At 24.3% G+C, this 20263-nt stretch carries 21 protein-coding genes; 19 read left to right on the top strand and 2 right to left on the bottom strand.

Annotation, left to right across the window (positions count from 1 at the left end; translation table 11 throughout):
• The first annotated feature begins 41 nt into the window (after window positions 1-41).
• From V2W16_RS10950 to V2W16_RS10860, 19 genes are all read left to right on the top strand, one after another.
• Window positions 42-419 carry a hypothetical protein gene (locus V2W16_RS10950; RefSeq protein WP_329385836.1) on the top strand — a complete coding sequence of 126 codons (378 nt, stop codon included), beginning with the start codon at window positions 42-44 and terminating at the stop codon, window positions 417-419.
• A gap of 1012 nt (window positions 420-1431) precedes the next feature.
• Complete coding sequence (locus tag V2W16_RS10945; protein ID WP_329385833.1) at window positions 1432-2847, top strand: replication initiation protein; 1416 nt, start codon at window positions 1432-1434, stop codon at window positions 2845-2847.
• Between the two features lie 128 nt (window positions 2848-2975).
• Window positions 2976-3605, top strand: a complete 630-nt coding sequence (gene fic / locus V2W16_RS10940) for a protein adenylyltransferase Fic (RefSeq protein ID WP_425353966.1) — start codon at window positions 2976-2978, stop codon at window positions 3603-3605.
• Between the two features lie 93 nt (window positions 3606-3698).
• A complete protein-coding gene (locus tag V2W16_RS10935; protein ID WP_329385830.1) occupies window positions 3699-4157 on the top strand; it encodes a hypothetical protein in 459 nt (152 codons plus the stop codon).
• Between the two features lies 1 nt (window position 4158).
• Window positions 4159-4362, top strand: coding sequence for a hypothetical protein (locus V2W16_RS10930; protein WP_329385827.1), 204 nt, complete (start codon window positions 4159-4161; stop codon window positions 4360-4362).
• A gap of 60 nt (window positions 4363-4422) precedes the next feature.
• On the top strand, window positions 4423-4614 hold the full coding sequence (locus V2W16_RS10925) for a hypothetical protein (RefSeq protein ID WP_329385824.1): 192 nt from the start codon (window positions 4423-4425) through the stop codon (window positions 4612-4614).
• A gap of 37 nt (window positions 4615-4651) precedes the next feature.
• On the top strand, window positions 4652-5071 hold the full coding sequence (locus V2W16_RS10920; RefSeq protein ID WP_329385821.1) for a hypothetical protein: 420 nt from the start codon (window positions 4652-4654) through the stop codon (window positions 5069-5071).
• Entirely contained in the window at window positions 5055-5663 is a 609-nt protein-coding gene (locus V2W16_RS10915) for a hypothetical protein (protein ID WP_329385818.1), read from the top strand. Before V2W16_RS10920 ends, V2W16_RS10915 begins: the two co-directional genes overlap by 17 nt.
• A 103-nt stretch (window positions 5664-5766) precedes the next feature.
• On the top strand, window positions 5767-6339 hold the full coding sequence (locus V2W16_RS10910; RefSeq protein WP_329385815.1) for a hypothetical protein: 573 nt from the start codon (window positions 5767-5769) through the stop codon (window positions 6337-6339).
• A 215-nt stretch (window positions 6340-6554) separates the two neighbouring features.
• The gene (cptIN, locus tag V2W16_RS10905; RefSeq protein WP_329385812.1) at window positions 6555-7028 is read left to right on the top strand and encodes a type III toxin-antitoxin system CptIN family toxin; all 474 of its coding nucleotides are present in this window, start codon (window positions 6555-6557) and stop codon (window positions 7026-7028) included.
• A 211-nt stretch (window positions 7029-7239) separates the two neighbouring features.
• Complete coding sequence (locus V2W16_RS10900) at window positions 7240-9837, top strand: MSCRAMM family protein (RefSeq protein WP_329385809.1); 2598 nt, start codon at window positions 7240-7242, stop codon at window positions 9835-9837.
• The gene (locus V2W16_RS10895; RefSeq protein WP_329385807.1) at window positions 9830-10837 is read left to right on the top strand and encodes a hypothetical protein; all 1008 of its coding nucleotides are present in this window, start codon (window positions 9830-9832) and stop codon (window positions 10835-10837) included. The genes V2W16_RS10900 and V2W16_RS10895 overlap by 8 nt, the downstream gene beginning before the upstream one ends.
• Before the next feature lie 315 nt (window positions 10838-11152).
• Entirely contained in the window at window positions 11153-11494 is a 342-nt protein-coding gene (locus V2W16_RS10890) for a hypothetical protein (protein ID WP_329385803.1), read from the top strand.
• A gap of 138 nt (window positions 11495-11632) precedes the next feature.
• Window positions 11633-14587: an Ig-like domain-containing protein gene (locus V2W16_RS10885; protein WP_329385800.1), complete on the top strand. Its 2955-nt coding sequence runs from the start codon at window positions 11633-11635 to the stop codon at window positions 14585-14587.
• Between the two features lie 14 nt (window positions 14588-14601).
• A complete protein-coding gene (locus V2W16_RS10880) occupies window positions 14602-15009 on the top strand; it encodes a helix-turn-helix transcriptional regulator (protein ID WP_329385797.1) in 408 nt (135 codons plus the stop codon).
• Window positions 15010-15082: 73 nt separating this feature from the next.
• Window positions 15083-16039, top strand: coding sequence for a CHAP domain-containing protein (locus V2W16_RS10875; RefSeq protein WP_329385793.1), 957 nt, complete (start codon window positions 15083-15085; stop codon window positions 16037-16039).
• A 13-nt stretch (window positions 16040-16052) separates the two neighbouring features.
• Entirely contained in the window at window positions 16053-16664 is a 612-nt protein-coding gene (locus tag V2W16_RS10870; RefSeq protein WP_329385790.1) for a hypothetical protein, read from the top strand.
• Window positions 16665-16682: 18 nt separating this feature from the next.
• On the top strand, window positions 16683-17006 hold the full coding sequence (locus tag V2W16_RS10865) for a hypothetical protein (protein WP_329385787.1): 324 nt from the start codon (window positions 16683-16685) through the stop codon (window positions 17004-17006).
• A 266-nt stretch (window positions 17007-17272) separates the two neighbouring features.
• Window positions 17273-17497, top strand: coding sequence for a hypothetical protein (locus V2W16_RS10860; protein WP_329385784.1), 225 nt, complete (start codon window positions 17273-17275; stop codon window positions 17495-17497).
• A gap of 776 nt (window positions 17498-18273) precedes the next feature.
• On the opposite strand, the gene V2W16_RS10855 is transcribed toward V2W16_RS10860, so the two are convergent.
• A complete protein-coding gene (locus tag V2W16_RS10855) occupies window positions 18274-19914 on the bottom strand; it encodes an Eco57I restriction-modification methylase domain-containing protein (RefSeq protein ID WP_329385780.1) in 1641 nt (546 codons plus the stop codon).
• Window positions 19915-20035: 121 nt separating this feature from the next.
• Window positions 20036-20257, bottom strand: a complete 222-nt coding sequence (locus V2W16_RS10850) for a helix-turn-helix domain-containing protein (protein WP_329385776.1) — start codon at window positions 20255-20257, stop codon at window positions 20036-20038.
• Window positions 20258-20263 lie beyond the last annotated feature (6 nt).

Genomic DNA, 20263 nt, shown 5'->3' with positions numbered 1-20263 from the left:
AAAAAAAAGTATACTTTATTTTAACTTACAGGAGATTTAATATGGAAAGATATCTAATGACATTTAGACCTGATAGAAGATTAAACAATATTATAAAAAATATTGCAGATAAAAAGGGAAGAACATGTACAGATATTAGATTAGAACTAATTTATTATTCTTTAGATTCCATTAATGATATTGACAACTATAATAACGTTTTAACAAATAAAAAATATATTTTATCAATTATAAATTTATTTTCAAAAAAATATAAAGAAAATCCTACAACAATGCGAATACCTATGCATACATATAAAACAATATTAGACCTAACAAAGTTACTTACATGCAATGTTTCTGATATAACAAATTTATTATGTTTATTACCATTAAAAACTTTATATCCAGAGTATAATTTAGATAATATTTATAAATAGAAAATATTATGAATATATTATAATATAATATATACCCCTCAGAGGCTCTCATTTGTAATATAAGACATTTTTTTTCTTTTTTATAGTAATTATAGCTTTACAAGAAAAAATTCTTTAAATTGCTTTTAGTTATTTATATAAACTTTAACTTGTATTAAAATAAATATAAATTTAAGTTTAAGTTAAAGTTAAATTTAAAATTTATATATTATCTTTTTTTCAGATAGATAGAAAGATTTATTTAATTAGTCTTTCAGTCTGTCTATTTATTTATTAGAACAAAGCTAAAGTATATTAATATCTATCTTTTATTTATTTATTATAGTATATCATCATCTATATTTATTTATTAGGAAGTTATGAAACCTGTATGAATAAAGGGTTTTAGAAATTAAAGGGCTACAAAAAGTTAACGTCAGGTCTACAAAAGGTTAACGTCAGGTCTACAAAAGGTTAATAAAATTTAAAGAAATATAATTTAAAGGACTACAAAAAGTTAACGTTAGGACTACAAAAAGTTAACATTAGGACTACAAAAAGTTAACATTAGGTCTACAAAAGGTTAAAGACTACAAAAAATTAAAATGAGAACTGTAAAAATTAAATTAAGGACTACAAAAGATTAATTAATGATAAAAAAATTAACTTTTTGTAGTCCTTAATTTTATAAAAAAGGTTAATATTAGGTTTATAAAAGGTTAATCAGGGCTACAAAAAGTTAACGTTAGGACTACAAAAGGTTAATCAGGACTACAAAAAGTTAACGTTAGGACTACAAAAGGTTAATCAGGACTACAAAAAGTTAACGTTAGGACTACAAAAGGTTAATCAGGACTACAAAAAGTTAACGTTAGGACTACAAAAGATTAATCAGGACTACAAAAGGTTAACGTTAGGTCTACAAAAAGTTAATAATAGGGCTACAAAAGATTAATATTTTTATTGACATAATTTTATTTATATGCTAAAAATATATTAAAAGATTAATAAAAGATATAACAAGGTTAATAATATGGATAAAGAACAATATGAATACGATTTATTAGAGAAAAGAACGCAAACTCAAATAGGTATGTTAAATGTAATGGCAGAAGCTCAATATGATATGCCACTTGTTTCACAAAAATTATTTATAACGGCTTTAGCACAAGTTGATATAAATAAAAAAAATTTTGATTATATTGATATAGGCTTAGTTGAATTTGCTGATAAAAACAATGTAAGTAAAAATTATGTTTATAATAAAAAAGAATTTATCACTTCAAAAGCATTGACTGCTCAAATTTTAATTAAAGATCTCAATTCTGATAGCTATAAACAAAAAAATATTTTTGGACAAGCTGAGTATCATAATGGAATTTTTACTTTTAAATTTAATGAAGATATGAAGCCTTATTTATTGGATATTTATTCAAAGGGTAATTATTTTAAATTTATAAAAGAATATATTTCTCAGTTCAAATGTAAATATACAATGAAGTTATATCTTCTTTGTCAATCAAATCTTTGGAAACATAAGGTAACATATTCTACTGATTATATAAAAGAATTTTATGCTATCGAAAAAAATAAATATAAAGAATTTAAAAGATTAAAAGAAAGAGTTTTAAATCCCGCACTTCAAGAAATAAATGAAAAAACGAATTTAAATGTTAAAATGGAACCAATAAAAATAGGACGAAAAATAGAAAAATTAGAATTTATTATTACTGATAAAAAACAAATTGAAAATATTAAATATGTTGTATCAAATGAGTATTTTAATAATTTCTGTGATTTTATTAATTATAATATTGATGATGATAATATGATTCAAAATAGAATTGAATTATTTGAAATTTGGCAAAATAAATATAGCTTATATCTAATATTTTTTGTAGGGGAAAAAGCAAAAAAATTTGCTACTAAAAATATATTTAGTTACATAGATACATCATTAAAAACATATCCAATCAATAATTCAAAAAATATATTTTTTGAATTATTGAGTAAAGAGTATTTTGATGATTTTGAATATATAAAAGAAAATGTTTCATCGTCAACTTTTAATGATTTTAAATATATAGAGTTTTTTGATAAATATAAAATATTTAATATAAATGATGACATAGAAGAATTGTATTTAGATTTTAGGAAATTAATATTTAATAATTTAAAAGAAGCTGATGAATTTATAAGAATAGATTTAAATATAAGAATGTTTTCTGAAGATGAAAATGTTACTAATATTTATGAAATAGAAGATAAATTTATAAAAAATAATAATTTGTTTTCTGATGAATTTATTAATTTATATTTAGATAAAATGAGTAAATTTAATAAGTTAAAGGATTTTATTCAAGAAAAAGATTTAGAAATGTTAAAATTTAAAATAGAATTTAATAAATGTAAAAATATAAATGAAATTTATGATTTAATAATAAAATAAAAAAAATATTTACATGTAACTTTAATTAATTACTTAAAATATAGTGAAATAAAGGAAAGTATAATGATTAATTCTAAACTAAATAATTAAAAATACAACCTAGTTGTATTTTTAAAGAAAGGATACTTATGAATATAAAAAAAGAAGAATTTTTATCAAAAAAAAGAGCATTAGAGTTATTTGAAAATAATTTTATTGATAATATTGAAATTGGTACTATAAAAGGGCTACAAGAAATACATAAGTATTTATTTCAAGATGTGTTTGAATTTGCAGGAGAGATTAGAACAGTAAATTTAAGTAAAGGTAATTTTAGATTTGCACCTGTTTTATTTCTTAGTAGTAATTTAGAAATTATTGATAAGATGCCTCAAAATACATTTGAAGAAATTATAGACAAATATGTTGAAATGAATATTGCACATCCTTTTAGAGAGGGAAATGGACGTGCTACTAGAATTTGGCTTGATTGTATTTTAAAAAAAGAAATAAATAAGTGTATAGATTGGAGTAAGGTAGATAAAACATTGTATTTGCAAGCAATGGAACGTTCTCCAATAAATGATTTAGAAATTGAAATACTATTAAAAAATGCTCTAACAGATAAAATTAATGATAGAGAAGTATATATGAAAGGTATTGATGTTTCATATCAATATGAAAATTTAGAACAATATAAATATCACGATAAACAAATAATTGAAAATAAAGAATATATATATTATGAATATCAATATGAAGAAGAAATAGAACGATAATAATATTTTAAATATATATATTATAAATGTATTACATATAAATACAACCTAGTTGTATTTTAAATATAAATAATTATTAAAAGGAGAAAAATTATGAAAAAGTTAAAAAAAATTTTTAGTTTAGTAGTTGCAGGAATGTTAGTTTTAGGTACTTGTGGATGTCAAGTTTTTTCAAGAGAAGATAGAGCAGGACAAGAATATTATAATAATTTAAAAAAAGAAGTTGCTGAATATGAAACAGCAAGTGAAAAGTTCAGTAATGAAATATCAAAACAAACAAAAAATGCAAATACAATTGCAGATACACTTATAAAGGAATCTGAAGATATTATAAATATAGATACTCCTGAAGCATATGTAAATGTTCAGAATTATTATGTAGATATTGCTACATATTCAAAACAAATGGCTGAAACATATAAAAAGTATGTAGCAGAAAAAGATAAATTAAAGAAAATTAATTATATGGAAGATATAAAAGAAATATCTCAAAAGAGAGATGAAGTTATCACAAAACTTCAAAATTTACAAAAAAGTGTAAAGGAAAAATAAAATGAAAACTATATGTATATTATTAAATGCTTGTCTTACGTTTTGTTTGATTTTTGATTTTATTAAGACAATATCATTACATTATAATGTTAAAAATGAATCAGAAGAAAAAAGAAATAAAGAATATGATAAAATAATGTTACGTTCAACTATTTGTATTGTTTTAATGTTTACAATGGGATATTTAATAAAAACATTTTATTAAATATTAAAAATTTAGTGATGATGTAGGTAAATATATAAAAGATTAAGAGGCGAAAGTAATATGATGTTAAATATTGTACATATATATGGTTTGATAATGACCTGTCTTGAAATTGCAGTAATGTTTTATATGGTTTATGATTATAAAAATCATTCAAAAGAAGAAAGAGATAATATAAAAAGGTATTTTTTCATTGTACTATGTTTATTTTGTTTAACAACTTTACATAGTTTTGCCATAGGATTGATTTAAAATATCTTCATTAAATATCATTGAATAGGAGATAAAGATGAAAGTAGATGAATTCAAAATTTATTTTTTTTTAGTAATGCTTGTTTTGATTGTTGGTAATGTGTATTTTAAAGATTTTATAGATACACCTATCGGCAAAGGAATGATACTATTAATGGTTATTTTATTTATATCTTTAGGAATATTAAGAATAGTAAATAAAGTAAATAATAAATATAAATTTTTTATTTACTTTATTATGAGCTGTATTAATATTATTGCAATAAATGTAATTGGTATATTTGTAAAAATGGATCTTCAATATTTTCAAGTATATGCTATATTTCAAAAAGTATTAACAGTTCTATTTTTGATTTGCACATTTGCAAGTATAATTGCATTTATAATGGATATGTTACAAAAAAATAATCATTATAATAAAGATATTAGAGGTGAATATAATGAAGAAACAAAATAATATTGATTATGGAAAAATAACTAAAATTAGAAATATCAATGTGAAAGATATATTAGAAAAAAATTTAATCATCTTGATATTATTTGTATCTATAATCTTAGGTTTATTAACTAAATCGCTAATTATTTATTTTTTAATGTTTATATTATTAACAATAGTTATAATGGTATTATTATGTATTTTTGTATCTAATAGTAATACATATAAAGAAGCTTTTAAGGAAAATAGAAGTTTTAAAACATATCGTTCATTATATTATAAAAAACTATATTATAAAGAACATCCATCATTATATTATTTTGTTGGTTTTGAGTTAGAAGAAATAATCGAAAAATATATTAATAGGATTGTTATTACTGACAATTATGATATTATTCCATTAAGAAAAGGTCAAGAATATAATAATCATTATAAAAAGATAATATACGATGAAAATGAAATGAAACATTTTATTTGTAGTTTAAATGATGATTTATTTTATAAATTTGTATATAAGTTAAAAGATAGTAATATTTATTCGATATATAAAGGAGATATGGAATCTATGCAAAGAAAAATAAACCAATGTTGTATTGATAATATATTATCATAATAGGGGAAAATTAATATGGAACAAAATTTAACTAAATGGGTAAAACATAAATAAAAGAGTTATTCTTTAAAGTCGATAAAATATTTTAAAAGGAGATAAAAAAATGAAAGAAAAAATGAAAAATTTACTAAAAAACAAAAAGATAGTTGGAATAGTAGCAGTAGCAATTTTAGTTGTTGCAGGATTTTTATATAGTGATTATTCTAAAGCTCAAGAAGTTCTTGCAAAAGATATACAAACAACAAAACAACAAAGCATTATGATTTTAGAAACTTCCAATTCTTCTACTAAAACAGCAACTTCAAAAGAAAGTTCATTAAGAAAAGCATATGATAAAGAGGCTAAAGAAAAAGCATTAAAGAAAATGGAAGATGCAGGAAAATACGGTAAATACACTTATACAAATTCTGAAGGTAAAAAAGTAAGCTGTAATAGAGAAGAACCTGCTCCTACATATAGTGGTGGTGGATACTCAGGTGGATATTCAGGTGGATATTCAGGTGGTTCTTCATCAGGTGGTAGCTCAGGTGGTTCTTCATCAGGTGGTAGCTCAGGCGGTTCTTCAGGTGGTAGTTGGAGTACTCCTATAAATGGAGGAACAATTGATTTTGGAACAGTATGTCATAATTGTGGTATAAGATACTATGGAAGTCATTGTCCAAGTTGTGGTAATTAGTTATAGTAAAAATATTCATTTTTCTATTGTATTTTAGAGAATTTTTGCATATAATATAATTGAAAAAAGAAAGTTTACCACTGACCGATATGTGGTATATAAATGGTCGGGTTGAAAGTTTACCACTGACCGATATGTGGTATATAAATGGTCGGGTTGAAAGTTTTAGATCCTCTATATGCAATATAGGGGATTTTTCATTATAAGAGGTATAAATGGAAGAAATAAAAAAAACAGGTTTTTATATAATAGATGAGCAATTTTTTTTAGATATGAAAGAACCTTACTTAAAAGGAAATAAAGGTGAAAATAGACCTCATTATTATTGTTTTAAAGATGATAAATTGGGAGTTTATTGGATGATTCCTTTATCAAGTAAAATTGATAAGTATAAAAAGATAATGGAAAAAAAAATAAATAATAATAAACCATGTGATATTATTCATATAACTAAATTAGATAATGGTTATTTAAGTGTATTTTTAATTCAAGATATCTTTCCAATAACAAAAAAATATGTTAAAAGAGAATATACTATTAACGGAAAGCATTTATTATTAACAAGTGAACATGATATTAAAACAATCGAACATAAAGCAAAAAAAGTTATTGGAATGTTAAAAAGAGGAATAAAGTTTATGCCAACACAAGTAAATATTCCTTTAATATTAGATAAATTAAAAAAATAAATTTTACATACATAACCAAATTAGTGGGAATAAAAAAATAGGAAGTATTTTTACTTCCTATTTTTTTTATAAGAAATGTCTTAATAAAAAAAAATGGAATTTTTAGTAAAAAAATATGAAATTATCTTGAAAATATTATAATAAATATATATTATAATTATATTATAAACATACTATAATAATATTATAAATATATTACAAAGGAGGAAATATGTACATTTTAAAAAATATTAGAAAAAAAATAACAATAATACTAATGGCAGTATTCATGTTTTCGTTTTTAGTACCAATGAATATGAATGTAGTTAAAGGAGCTACTACTATGTTAAGTGCAAGAGTAGCAGACTCTGCATATAACTACAACCCTAACGCAGGTAATCTGCCTGCTGCATTTAGACAGCATACAGCAAGTACTTCGTTATATTGGGCAAATGAACAAGGTGGCAAAGCTGTATATTGTATTGAAATTGATAATCATAGTATAAATGGAGGTGGCAACTATAATACATCATCTACACCTCCAATTTCTATTAGCATTGAACAGCAATGGTATTTATCTGCTGCAATTGCACTTGGACATACATCAGGTAACAACCAAGCACATCAAACAGCAACCCAAGCTGTTATATGGATGATAATGGAAAATGCATATAATAATAGTACAACACGTAATGCTATTTTAAATGGTTTTATTGCAAATGATAGTGCTAGCAATTATGCTAAGCAGTTATGGAGTGATATTGTAGAATTTTATGAAATTCCAAGTTTTGCTAGTATGTCAAGTTCTTCTTCAAAAACTTACGAAATGAAGTGGAATAGTTCGACTAATAAATATGAAGTCACTTTAAAAGATACAAAAGGTGTTACAAATAACTTTAGTTATTCTGCAACTGGATTGACTTTTTCAAAGACTGCAAGTTCTTTAAAAATTACTGCACCTGCTTCATATTCTATGAAAAATGGTGGAGTAACAATTAAATCTTCTAATACTACAGAAAAATATAAAAATAAAGCGAAATTAGTTTATATGACATCAGGAAGTTATCAAAAAATGATTACGTATGATATTTTATTGGAAGACCCTATTATTATGTATTTCAAATTGGATATATCAGACGGAGATTTGATTATAGATAAAGAAGCAGAAGATGGATTCGTTGAAGGCATGAAATATACCATAAAAGGTACAGCAGATAACGGAACAAGTATAAATAAAACTGTCACAACTAATAGTAAAGGAACTGTCACAGCAACATTACCAAAAGGTACATATACTGTAACAGAGTTGAATATTGCAGATAGATACGTGCAAAATTCCGACAATAAACCAAGGCAAGTAAAAGTATTAGACGGAGGACGAAGTGTAACAACGAAGTTTATTAATAATTTGAAATACCGATTCTATTTAGAAAAAGAATCTGAAGATGGATTCGTTGAAGGCATGAAATTTAGGATACAGGGAATAGATGAAACAACAAACAATATGGATTATGACAGAACTGTATCATTAGATGAAAATGGTAAATTTAAAGTAGAAGATTTAACAAAAGGTGGAAAATATAAAATTTCAGAAGTAGAAACGCCTGACCGTTATATTCAACCGAAAGAACAAATAGTTGAATTACCAACTGATAATACAGAATCATATACGGTAACTGTTAAATTCTATAATGAATTAAAACATCATTTAGAATTAGAAAAACGTTCGGAAGATGATGTAATTGCAGGCTTAAAGTTTGAAGTAAAAGGAATAGATGAAGAAACAGGTAATACTGATTTTCTTGAAATAGTTGAAACAGATGATGTTGGTAAATGGCATTTAGAATTGGAAAAGGCAGGAAAGTATCAAATAACCGAGTTAACACCTGACAGATACGAAGAAAATGAAGTACAAATTGTTGATTTACCAAAATATGGAGGAATAGAAAATACTACGTATGTAACTTTTGAAAACAATATAAAAAAAGGTAATGTACATATCGAAAAAACAACTGATTACCCAAAAGATGAAAATGGTAATTTGATTGACCCAACAATTCAAGATGAGGCATTAGCAAATGCTGAATTTGAAATATATCGTATTAATAAAACTAATGAAGATTTAATTATATCAATCAAAATGAATGAAGATTTGCAATTAAATATTCCATTAGAAAATATTAAATTGGGACAAGATATGTTGGTAACAACAATTACCACAGATAAAAATGGAAAAGCAAGTTTTAATGATTTATGGTATGGAGAATACTATATTATCGAAAAAACACCACCAAGTGGATTTGTTTTAGACACTAATAAATATTATTTTAATATTAGAAAAGAACAGACAGAAAACAAAGAAGAAAATAATCAAGATTTAAAAGATAATATTAATAATATCCATAAAGGTAGAAGTTTAACTTTAGAAAATAATCTAACTTCACTATCTTTAATGAATGATTTAGATTTAGGAAGCAACGAAGATAATATACAAAATGAAACAAACGATACTGAAGAAAAACTAATTGAAAAAGATGTATATATTAAAATAAAAAACAAAGCTAAAATAGGAAGTGTTTGGTTAAATCACAATGAAGATGTAAATGAATATGGAGTATCAGTTAAGACAGGTGATAGTTTATCGTTATATGAAATGATAAGTTTATTCTTATGTTCAGCTCTATGTTTAATTGGATTAATATATATGTTTTTTGATATAAAAAATAAAAATAATCCTGATGACCCTGATAATGATGAAGATATAAAAATTTATGAAAAAAAAGAACATATAGAAAATAGTGATGAAAAGGGGGAAAATGATAATGAATAAATTAAATAAAAAAGTTATATCAATATTATTTTCTTCTTTATTAGTAGTTTCATTGGTAGGTTGTGGTAATAATGAAACCATGAATACTACACCAATAAAATCATCAACAGAAGATACTGGTTTTTTTACACAAGAAGTAGTTAAAAGATATACAGTATCTAAAACTGTATATCCAAATGAAGTTGCAAAAACAAAGAAAACATTTGATGAAACATTTATATCACAAAATAATCAAAATGCAAATATTGTAATGGAATTAACGGAAATTAAAGAAAGTGAAGATAAAATCACTGATAGGAAAGTTAAAGTTACATCGGAAACAAATTTCACATATGATGTAAATGTTCCAAATGCAGATAAGACAAAAATAATTACTTATTATGATAATGGGTTAGAACCTTCAAAAGATGTTATTAATGTCGATAAACAGCAAAAGAAGAACGGAGATAAAGCTGTAAAAGTAGCAATAAAAGTAAAAGAACTTCAAGTCGTTGATGATTGGAGTTGGCGAAATGGATTTAATCCGACAATGCAGTTTAAAGGGTACGGAAGTGCATTGTATCAAATTGATGAAACACATTATCTAAAACATAATTTAGACGGTTCTGTTCCTGATATTACAGGAAAAGAAGAAGCACTGGTAAATTATTTAGATTTACCTACTGATAAATATAGAATTAACTCTATTAAATGGGTAGGTAAAGAATTTACTAAAGGTGGAGTAACATACAGGAATGCTATTGCTAATGGTCAAAGATATCAAGCAAAATATAAAGCAATATATGAGCAAGAAATTGAATTACCAGACGCAAAAGCAGTTAAATTAACAGCTGTGTATACGTGGCGAGGAATTGAAATAAATAAAAGTCATGTTGTTATGGCAGTTATTGCTGGAGCTGTATTATTAGCAGGATTAATTGCAATAATAATTATGCTCCTTAAAAAAAAGAAAAATAAAAATCAAGATGAAGATGATGAAGAACAAGAAATGATTAACTAATTAGCTAATAAAACTAATAAAAATATTAGTTTTGTTATATATATTTTCTATCAAATACGTATTTTCTATCGAATACGTACATGTCGTGATAGATTTATATTTTATATAAATCTATCACAACCTAAAGGTCAAAACACGCATAGTGTTTGATATATACGTAGGGTATAAATTTTTAGTACTTTTAAACATTTGTTCCATTACACGTTTATTTATACCCTACAAAATAAATAATTTCTCCTTTAATATTTGAGATGATTGAGATGAACTGGATTTTTATCCAGTTCATCAAATGAAAACAAGGAAACAATTATAATTATGAATTACTATGAAAAAACAAAGATGAAAGAAAAAGTTTATCAAAATATATTACAAAATGATTATGGAAATATAATAGAAAATATTTTAAATATTAAGTATGGCAAACATGTTTGTAGCTGTCCTAAATGTAAAAGTAATATATTAGAACATCAATCAAATTATGTTTGTGAATATTGTGGTATGAAAATACAAAAAGAAATATGTGGCAAATATATAAATAATAAGATGGTAAAAGAATTATGTAGCAAAGGACATATTTCTGTTAGAAAAAATCATTTAAAATATGAAATTTATTTTAATGATAAATTTAACCTTATTTTACGAATACATAAAATTTAAAATGCTTTTAAGGGAGGGAAAGTAAAGAGGTGGGAAAGCATTTGTCATTTGTCAATATTTAATCCCTAAAAAAGAGCAATATAAGTATATTGCTCTTTTATATGAATATGAAATTTAGAAGAAAGGAACAAAACACATATGAAAAAAATAACTACATTATTAATATGTTTACTTTTTTGTTTCTTTATAGGCAACAATGTTTTAGCGAAAACAGAAACAAATGATGAATATTTTAAATGTGAAATGTTCGATAATAAAAATTACAAAGAAATGTCAGTGAAAGAAATTGATGATGTTTTTTACAAAAATGAAGCAAAAGATATTGGTGAGTTCTTATCAAATTTATCTGATGAAGATTATAAATATATATTAGATAAATCTATTTATCTAAATGAGCCGAATGTAGAATATCAATTTGATGAAAATGGGAATGTAATAGATGAAACATCTATGCCATATTATAAATATGCAGAAAAAGAATATGATAAGCCTGTTATGTTTGGTAATTTTGCATATTCATCTGGATACTATACTATAAAAATGCAAAGCAATATTTCAAGTCAAGTTAAAGTTTCAATAAAAACATCAAGTTTATCATATGATACATCACAAATGATAACACTATCACTGAGTGGAACGAATAATCATGGAATTGCATTATCTAAAAATCAAGTAGTTACAAAAACAAGTACAGCTGATAATTATACCTGGACAACAATGGATTTTACATATAAAAAACCAAATGAAGATAACAACTGGAATAATTGGAATGAAGTTGGTGAATTTGAAGTAAAAGCAGACGCAAGTTTTGCCTATAATTCTGATGTTGGAGAACCAACAACAATGGGAGTAGCAGATGGTCATTTTTTAATACGAATAAATTTATTTTACAATGCACATTTAGGAAACAGTGATACTTGTGTAAATGGTATTGCCAAAATTACATTACAAACAAAAAATATTATTAATGCACAGTACGAAAATACAGACGGAACTTTTGGAACTGCCACTGCTAAATACAATGCATATTCTAATCATGGTACATCATATTCATGGTCGCAACCAGATACAATACAATGGAATAGTAATTCTTATTCCGGAACTTCAAATACGTTAGAGCCTAAAACTACTACTTTAAAAATTACAAGAAAAAAATACGATACTACCTTAAATTTGGGTAGTAATGCAACAATGAACATAGATAGTATTACATATAAAAATAATGATGTCATTGAAGGACAAAGGTGGGGAAGTACTATTCAATTAAACACACCTGTACGAAAAGGTTATATTTTCAAAGGTTGGTTTGTTTCTGGCACTGGAAGTAGTATTCAAGATAATGTATTGACATTAGGAACTGCGAATACAACTGTTACTGCCAACTGGGAAGAAGTAAAAGCTGAAGGAATTACCTTAGATACAGATAATGTGACACTGTATACAAAAGAAAGCTATAAACTTATTCCAACAATAACACCTGAAGATACGTTTAACAAAGATGTTATATGGAAATCGACAGATGAAAATATAGCAACAGTAGATAAAAACGGAACTGTAACAGGAATTAAGTCAGGGGAGTGCGACATTACTGCAACGACTAATGATGGAACAAATCTAACATCTAAAGCACATATAACAGTAAAACAACACCCTGAAGCCATAGAAATGGAAAAAGAACTAACTATGTATACTGATGATTTACCACATCAGTTAATATACAAGGTTATTCCTGAAGATACTACAAACAAGAATGTATCATTTATATCAAATGATATAACAGTTGCAACAGTTTTAAGTAATGGAACAGTTATACCTAATAAAGCAGGGGAGTGTACAATAACAGCTATTACTGAAGATAATAATATAACAGCTGAATGTCATGTAGTTATAAAACAGTATGCTAAATCTATTAAATTAGATAGAAATAATTTAATTATCGAAAAAGATAAAACAGAAAAATTGAATGCTACTGTTTTACCTGAGGATACTTCTAACAAGACTGTATTTTGGGAAAGTAGTAATCCTGATGTTGTGTCAGTAGATGAAAACGGAAATATCGTTGCTAAAGAAAACGGAAAAGCAACTATCACAGTAAAAACAACTGACGGAACAAATTTAAGTGATACATGTGATATCGAAGTAATAAGATTAGCAAATGACATTAAATTAGATACTGATAATATCGAATTATATGTAGATGAAACATATCAACTACAAGCAACTGTACTACCTGAAGATACGGTCAATAAAAGTGTTATATGGAAATCGACAGATGAAAGTATAGCAACAGTAGATGAAAACGGAACTGTAACAGGTAAAAAAGCTGGCAAATGTCAGATTATTGTAAAAACAGCTGACGGAACTGATATATCAGCGATATGTGATGTTACAGTAAAACAGTACGCAAAATCTATTGATGTTGAAGATGAAAAAACTGTATACACAAACAATAGCCCTTTTTCTTTAGAGTATGAAGTATTGCCAGAAGATACTACAAACAAAACTGTAAAATGGACAAGTAGTAATTCTGAAGTAGCGACAATTGATGAAAATACTGGTATTATCACACCTGTAAAAGCAGGGGAGTGCGATATTGTTGTAGCGACAACTGATGGAACTAATTTATCAGACAGTTGTCATTTAACAGTAAATCAATATGTTACGGATATAAAAATTAATATGGCAAATTTATTAATATCTATCAATGGAAATGATGATATTAATTATGATACAGAAAATAATATTTTATTGATGAAAAAGGGAACATCAATTGTTTTACCTTTAGATATTCTTCCAAAAGACGCAACAAACAAAACTTTAATTTTTGATAATAACAATAATAAAATAGCGACAATAAATAGTAGTGGAGAAATCAAAGCAAAAGAAATAGGAGTAAGTAATATCAGTATTACTGCTGAAGATGACATGAAAGTATCAAAGAATCTAACAGTTAAAGTATATGGTGATGTAAAATCACCTATAACATCAGATAATAATACTTTTAATACATTATTTGATGTTATCCTAACTATTGCTGTTTTAGGTTTGGTATTGTGTTTGTTTACTTTAGGACTGATACATGATAAAAAATAAGGAGCATTATAAGAATGACAAAAGAAATAGGAAATATTATAAGAATGAAAAGAATTGAAAGGGGATATACACAAATACAGTTGGCAGAATTATTAAATATAACTCAAGCCAGTTTATCTAATATTGAACAAAACAAAATAAAACCTAGAATATCAACGATGCGAAAATTAAGTAATATATTTGATTATGATTTTTCCCAAGTTGAAACTTTAAATAAACATGAACTATTTGAATGTTTATTTAAAATAGATTCTGTATATGATTTAGATATTATTAACGATAACGAAGATTATTATTTACACATAAAAGATAAAAATATCAATTTTCTAATAGGTATATGGATATCTGTATTATATATGAAAAATACAGAACAAGAAAAATATGAACAATGGAAAAAAGACTTTTTACAACAACTAAAATAATATTGAGGTAAAAATTATGTTTAAATTAATAAAAATTTTATTAAAAATTTTCATACCATTTTTTATTGTATTTATGATAATTACTTCAATATTATCAGCAATTTTTATGTCAACAGGTAATATTATTAAAGATTTTGAATTTAACAAAGAAGTAGAAGCATGTAGAACATTAGTAGAACAATATAGTATTCCTATTTTAGAAGAAAATGGAATAAGCAAATCAAAACAAGATGGTTTTGTAGATTTATTTTTATCAATGATACAGGTTCATGCTGATTATAATATAAAAATTGGTACTGACCCAATGAATATTTTTTATCATAAAAAGCATGATAAACATTGTACTTATTGTGTTAATAATAGATGTACGAATAAACAGCATTCTATTCAAAGTGGAATAAAATTTGTTTCAACTAACTTTAAAAAATTAAATGTTAAGTCAATTAAAGACGAAGATAAGATAAAAGAGTCTTTAGCAATGTATTTTGATGATATAGAACCTAATGCAATTCACATTTCATCAAAACAATATGCAACTTTAGTTTATAACTATTATATTTCTATTTCTCAAGCAGGAATTTCAGATATAAATGGAAGTGATATTGTTCAAGTTGCAAAATATTATGCTGATAAAAAACAAAATGGAGCAATATTTCAATCAAAATACGGATATGGAAGAGATGCTGCATGGTGTACTTTATTCTGTATGTATTGTGCAGACAAAGTTGGTTTAAGCAGAGAAGTTGCACCACTTCATCCATACGTTCCTACCGTAGTAGACAATTTTCAAGCAAAAGGACAATATCACTCAGCAAGTAGTGGATATACTCCTAAAGCAGGGGATTTTGTTATTTTATTCGGACAAGGGCATATCGGTATTGTTGCAGGAAGAAAAGGAAATACCTTATACACAATTGAAGGTAACCGTTCATTTGGAGGAACATACTCTAATTCCACTTCATTTGTTGGCTCATATTCTGACCAATCTGTACGTGGTGTTACTGGATATTGTACATATAATAGGAAATAAAAAGGAGAATAACATGAAATATATAAATAATAAATTTTTTCTTTTATCAGTATTTTTATTATTTTTAATCATTATATTTATTTTACTGATAATCTTTTTTAAACAAAAAAATGAAATTAATAATTTACAATCACAATTAATAGAAAGTTATACAACAGAACAAAATATAAATCAATTTGATGATAATAATGATATAGATGAAAATAAAATTAGTGTTGTAGCAAAAAATTATGTCGAAGCAACTATAACAATGGAAAAAGATAACTATTCAAGTCAGAAAATATTATCAAAAATAAAGCCTTTATCTACGGAAAGTTTATACTTACAAAAAAAAGAACAATTGGGGGTAATTGATAATAATAAAGGTGATGATACTATGACTACTGGAGGAACATCAACAGATGTATTTGTAAAGGAAGTTTATTTATTAAAAAAAACTAATACAACTTTCGATGTTGTAGTTTTTTCACGTGTTATAGATAAAACGGATGATGTATTGACCGAAAGTGCATTAATTACAAAACTAGAGATAAAAAAAGATAAAGATGAGTATAAAGTAAATCAAGAAATAGGAGAACAAGTAGTTAATACTGGTATTAATGGTATTGTTGTTATAGATAGATAGAAAAAGGAGAAGAAAATAATGAAAAATTGTACAAACGAACGAGAAAAAAATATAACATATGAAATTAAAAATGCAATAAATAACATAATCGAGAATAAAACAGAGGATATCAATTATCGTTCTTTAGTGGAGTCAAATGCTGTGTTAAAAAAATATTTTAATACAGCACAATTAACTCAAATTATTTATGGCTTAGGAGCAGAGTTAGATGTATTTCAGTATGCAAAACCTGAGTTAACTGCTGAAGATATGTACCCGATACGACATAATTTGCAAGTAGAAGAATTTAAAAAAGAAGCTGAAAAATATTATGAAATAGATGAAGAATATGAGATAGAATAATATGTACAATATTGTAGTTTTATAGTATAATAAATTATATATAACATATTTTGATAATATATTGTACATTTTAGGAGTAATTAATTGAAACTTTTATTAAGTAAAAATTTTAATAGTGAGATAAAAAAATCGTATTGTTAAATATAAACACAGATATTAAAAGAATTATTACAAATATTGCTAATAAAAAAAACATAAATAAAACTAATATATATTTAGAATTAATTTATTTTACTTTGCACAAATATGTATATATTTCAGATAATATGAATATAATAATTGAAGAAAGAATGATGTTAATGAAAATATTAAATAATAAAAAGTTATTTTTAAGTGCAAATAAAGAACAAACATCGATATTAATGCCACATCAACTATATGAATTATTAACAAAAATTGCTGTAAATATTGGTATTACAAAAACACAATTATTTAATTTATTATTTTATATTGGTTTATATAATTTATATCCTGAATATTTTACTAATTGAAATATAAGGAATTTATGATATAAATATACATATAATATTTAAAAAATCGCTTAAAATGGCTCTCATTGAGTCATTTTTTTTATTTTATTAAAAAATTTAGAATTTTTTGTATATAAAATTATGCTTTTTATAAAATCATATGCTATAATATGTTTTGCCATAGAATTATAGTATGAGGGTGGCACTTCTTGTTATATATTTGGAATTTACCTGAAAGGAGGATTAGTAATGATATTATTAATTCAAAGTAAAGGAGGTTTTAAATATATTGACAGGAGGTGATGTCATGACCATATTATATTACATAATGATTTTATCAATCATTATTTCTTTAACCAAATTGGTAGAAACAATAAAAAAATAACTATCCAACAAATCGACCAAAATTATAAGGATAGTTATTTTTAAAACTATTAACAATAAAGTGCCACTCTATATGTTATGGCTTTTGTATATATATTTGTATATATATTTGTATATACATTTTATGATAATAATATATATTTGTCAATATTTTTAATCATTTTTTACTTGTTGTTACTTTTTTTTACAATGTTTTACAATGTTTTATTAAAATAGTATTGTATGTTTTAACAGCACCTAATTTAATAAATTAAATTAGAATGGCCGTTAAAACAATACCTAATAAAAAAAAGTAAATATTAAAAATACTTTATTAAATTTATACCCGGACTTAATAAAATAAAGTTATAACTTTATTTTAAACTTGTCTTTAGTGGAAAGTTGAAGTATTAATATAAAAAGAAGAGATTAGTTTATCTCTCCTTTTTTTTTTTCTTTTTTAATCTTTTATGTTGTAATTTTTTCCATATATATCTCACTTGATAACATATTTCGTTATTGATACCTAAGTAATCTTCTAGAATTTTTTTATCTACAAGAATTAAAGCCTTTTCAATATTTTCTTTATTTCGTATAATTGTATCTACTTGATATAGTACTTCTCTAATTTTATCTATTGGAACACAATCTAAAATAGGAACTAAAATGTTTCCTGCTTCTTTTGGTAGTATCTCTAATAATCCCCTACCATAACATCGCCCATTTATTTCAGTAAAAGCGAAGGAAATACTATTATAATACGATAAAATAATTCTTTCAGGTTCAATACCATTATTGAATTTAACTCTATTCATAGTACTTGTAGAAACAGCTTTACAACAATTTAATATAAATTTAGGATATAAATAACTTTTACGAAGAAAAAAAGCATCAGGTATCCATATATATGGTATTTGATACCATTTTTCTCTAATTTTACATTTATATCTATTATTTACTCCTTGTCGTTCTCCTTGTTGAATATATTTTTTCTGTCCTAACGAATAATTTTCAAAAGGTATATTAGAAAAATCAACTAAATAAGCATCTTTATTTTTCTTTACATTTTTTTCCCAATCATCAATATTAAAATATATACTATGTGTATGTGCATTTTTTCCTATTAATGGCTTTACAACATTAGTTAAATCGTATGTATCAACAATATCTTTATTTATTGAAAAATATTTATTATTTCCTGTGGTAATTCCTACATTAATAATTCCTGTTTCACCTAAAGTTTGAAATCTTTTATCTTTTTTTAATTCCGTAAGTAATTGATTTTCTTGTTTTGAAATAAAATATTTTGTCCATTTTTCATGTCCGTTATTAAGTGTTTGAAAATTATCTTTATCTATATTAATATTTTCTAATTCTTTAAGGCTATTTAATTCGATAATTCTTATTTTTTTCCTTAAATCACCTTTTTCTCCAATAAAAATAAGTACTTCTTGTTCAATATCTGAAAAAATTCGTTCTTGACATGTTATTAATGTTATTTTTGATAATTTTTCGTATAAAAATAATCGTAGATCTTCTGCATATGCATTATATAATATTTCTGAAGGAATTATAAAAGCAATTTTACCATTATTACTTAACATGTTTACGCAAGCAACTATAAAAGCAACCCATATATTAATTAGTTTATTGCTTTTCATTCCGTTACTTGTTAAAACATCTATCATATTATTTTGTTGTTTTTTTGCAATATATTGATAACGTATATAAGGTGGATTACCTAATATTAAGTCATATTTGTTTTTATTTTTTTTATAAAATTCAAAAAAATCTTCATTGTATATAGATATATTTGAATTATTTTTAAATGTTTTACTTAACGTTGCTGCTTCACTTTTTTGAATTTCAACAGCAGTTATTTTATTATATTGTTCAATTAATTGTTCGTTAACTAATGCCTTAAGAAATATACCATTCCCACAACTTGGTTCTAATACTGTTTTTATATATTTATCATGTTTAAAGAATTTAACCATACACGTAGCTATTGTTAAAGGTGTATAATATACACCATTATACTTTTTTTCTAAATTGCATTCTTCTTTTAATAACATTATTTTCACCTATTAATATTATAATTATTATAATCTTATTATCTTTATAAATAGTTTATATAGATATGAGTATGTTTCATTAATAAAAAATGGATTTAAGAGCTTCTCACGACGTCATTTTTTATTTTATTGCATATAATTCATTAATTAATTCAGATAATGATATATTTAATGCTTTTGATATTTTGAGTATATTTGATACTCTTGCCTTATATATAGGCATTCCTTGTAACCAACTGTCTACTGTACTTTTAGGAATACCTGTAATTTTAGACAATTTATATCCTGATATACTTCTTTTATGTAAAAAATCTTTAAATGTTATTTTTTCTTTTATTTCCATATATTC

The organism is Anaerofustis butyriciformans (assembly GCF_036289385.1).
Classification (GTDB): Bacteria; Bacillota; Clostridia; order Eubacteriales; family Anaerofustaceae; genus Anaerofustis; species Anaerofustis butyriciformans.
The sequence above is the reverse complement of the archived record's forward strand: the minus strand, read 5'-3'. Positions and strand labels throughout refer to the sequence as shown.

Excerpts from the sequence above, each read along its gene's own strand:
- V2W16_RS10915 (WP_329385818.1), top strand. The coding sequence starts at position 5,055 with ATGAAGAAACAAAATAATATTGATTATGGAAAAATAACTAAAATTAGA.
- V2W16_RS10935 (WP_329385830.1), top strand. The coding sequence starts at position 3,699 with ATGAAAAAGTTAAAAAAAATTTTTAGTTTAGTAGTTGCAGGAATGTTA.
- V2W16_RS10870 (WP_329385790.1), top strand. The coding sequence starts at position 16,053 with ATGAAATATATAAATAATAAATTTTTTCTTTTATCAGTATTTTTATTA.
- V2W16_RS10890 (WP_329385803.1), top strand. The coding sequence starts at position 11,153 with ATGAATTACTATGAAAAAACAAAGATGAAAGAAAAAGTTTATCAAAAT.
- V2W16_RS10860 (WP_329385784.1), top strand. The coding sequence starts at position 17,273 with ATGAATATAATAATTGAAGAAAGAATGATGTTAATGAAAATATTAAAT.
- V2W16_RS10865 (WP_329385787.1), top strand. The coding sequence starts at position 16,683 with ATGAAAAATTGTACAAACGAACGAGAAAAAAATATAACATATGAAATT.
- V2W16_RS10885 (WP_329385800.1), top strand. The coding sequence starts at position 11,633 with ATGAAAAAAATAACTACATTATTAATATGTTTACTTTTTTGTTTCTTT.
- V2W16_RS10930 (WP_329385827.1), top strand. The coding sequence starts at position 4,159 with ATGAAAACTATATGTATATTATTAAATGCTTGTCTTACGTTTTGTTTG.
- V2W16_RS10925 (WP_329385824.1), top strand. The coding sequence starts at position 4,423 with ATGATGTTAAATATTGTACATATATATGGTTTGATAATGACCTGTCTT.
- V2W16_RS10855 (WP_329385780.1), bottom strand. The coding sequence starts at position 19,914 with ATGTTATTAAAAGAAGAATGCAATTTAGAAAAAAAGTATAATGGTGTA.
- V2W16_RS10880 (WP_329385797.1), top strand. The coding sequence starts at position 14,602 with ATGACAAAAGAAATAGGAAATATTATAAGAATGAAAAGAATTGAAAGG.
- V2W16_RS10875 (WP_329385793.1), top strand. The coding sequence starts at position 15,083 with ATGATAATTACTTCAATATTATCAGCAATTTTTATGTCAACAGGTAAT.
- V2W16_RS10945 (WP_329385833.1), top strand. The coding sequence starts at position 1,432 with ATGGATAAAGAACAATATGAATACGATTTATTAGAGAAAAGAACGCAA.
- V2W16_RS10895 (WP_329385807.1), top strand. The coding sequence starts at position 9,830 with ATGAATAAATTAAATAAAAAAGTTATATCAATATTATTTTCTTCTTTA.
- cptIN (WP_329385812.1), top strand. The coding sequence starts at position 6,555 with ATGGAAGAAATAAAAAAAACAGGTTTTTATATAATAGATGAGCAATTT.
- V2W16_RS10850 (WP_329385776.1), bottom strand. The coding sequence starts at position 20,257 with ATGGAAATAAAAGAAAAAATAACATTTAAAGATTTTTTACATAAAAGA.
- fic (WP_425353966.1), top strand. The coding sequence starts at position 2,976 with ATGAATATAAAAAAAGAAGAATTTTTATCAAAAAAAAGAGCATTAGAG.
- V2W16_RS10920 (WP_329385821.1), top strand. The coding sequence starts at position 4,652 with ATGAAAGTAGATGAATTCAAAATTTATTTTTTTTTAGTAATGCTTGTT.
- V2W16_RS10900 (WP_329385809.1), top strand. The coding sequence starts at position 7,240 with ATGTACATTTTAAAAAATATTAGAAAAAAAATAACAATAATACTAATG.
- V2W16_RS10910 (WP_329385815.1), top strand. The coding sequence starts at position 5,767 with ATGAAAGAAAAAATGAAAAATTTACTAAAAAACAAAAAGATAGTTGGA.
- V2W16_RS10950 (WP_329385836.1), top strand. The coding sequence starts at position 42 with ATGGAAAGATATCTAATGACATTTAGACCTGATAGAAGATTAAACAAT.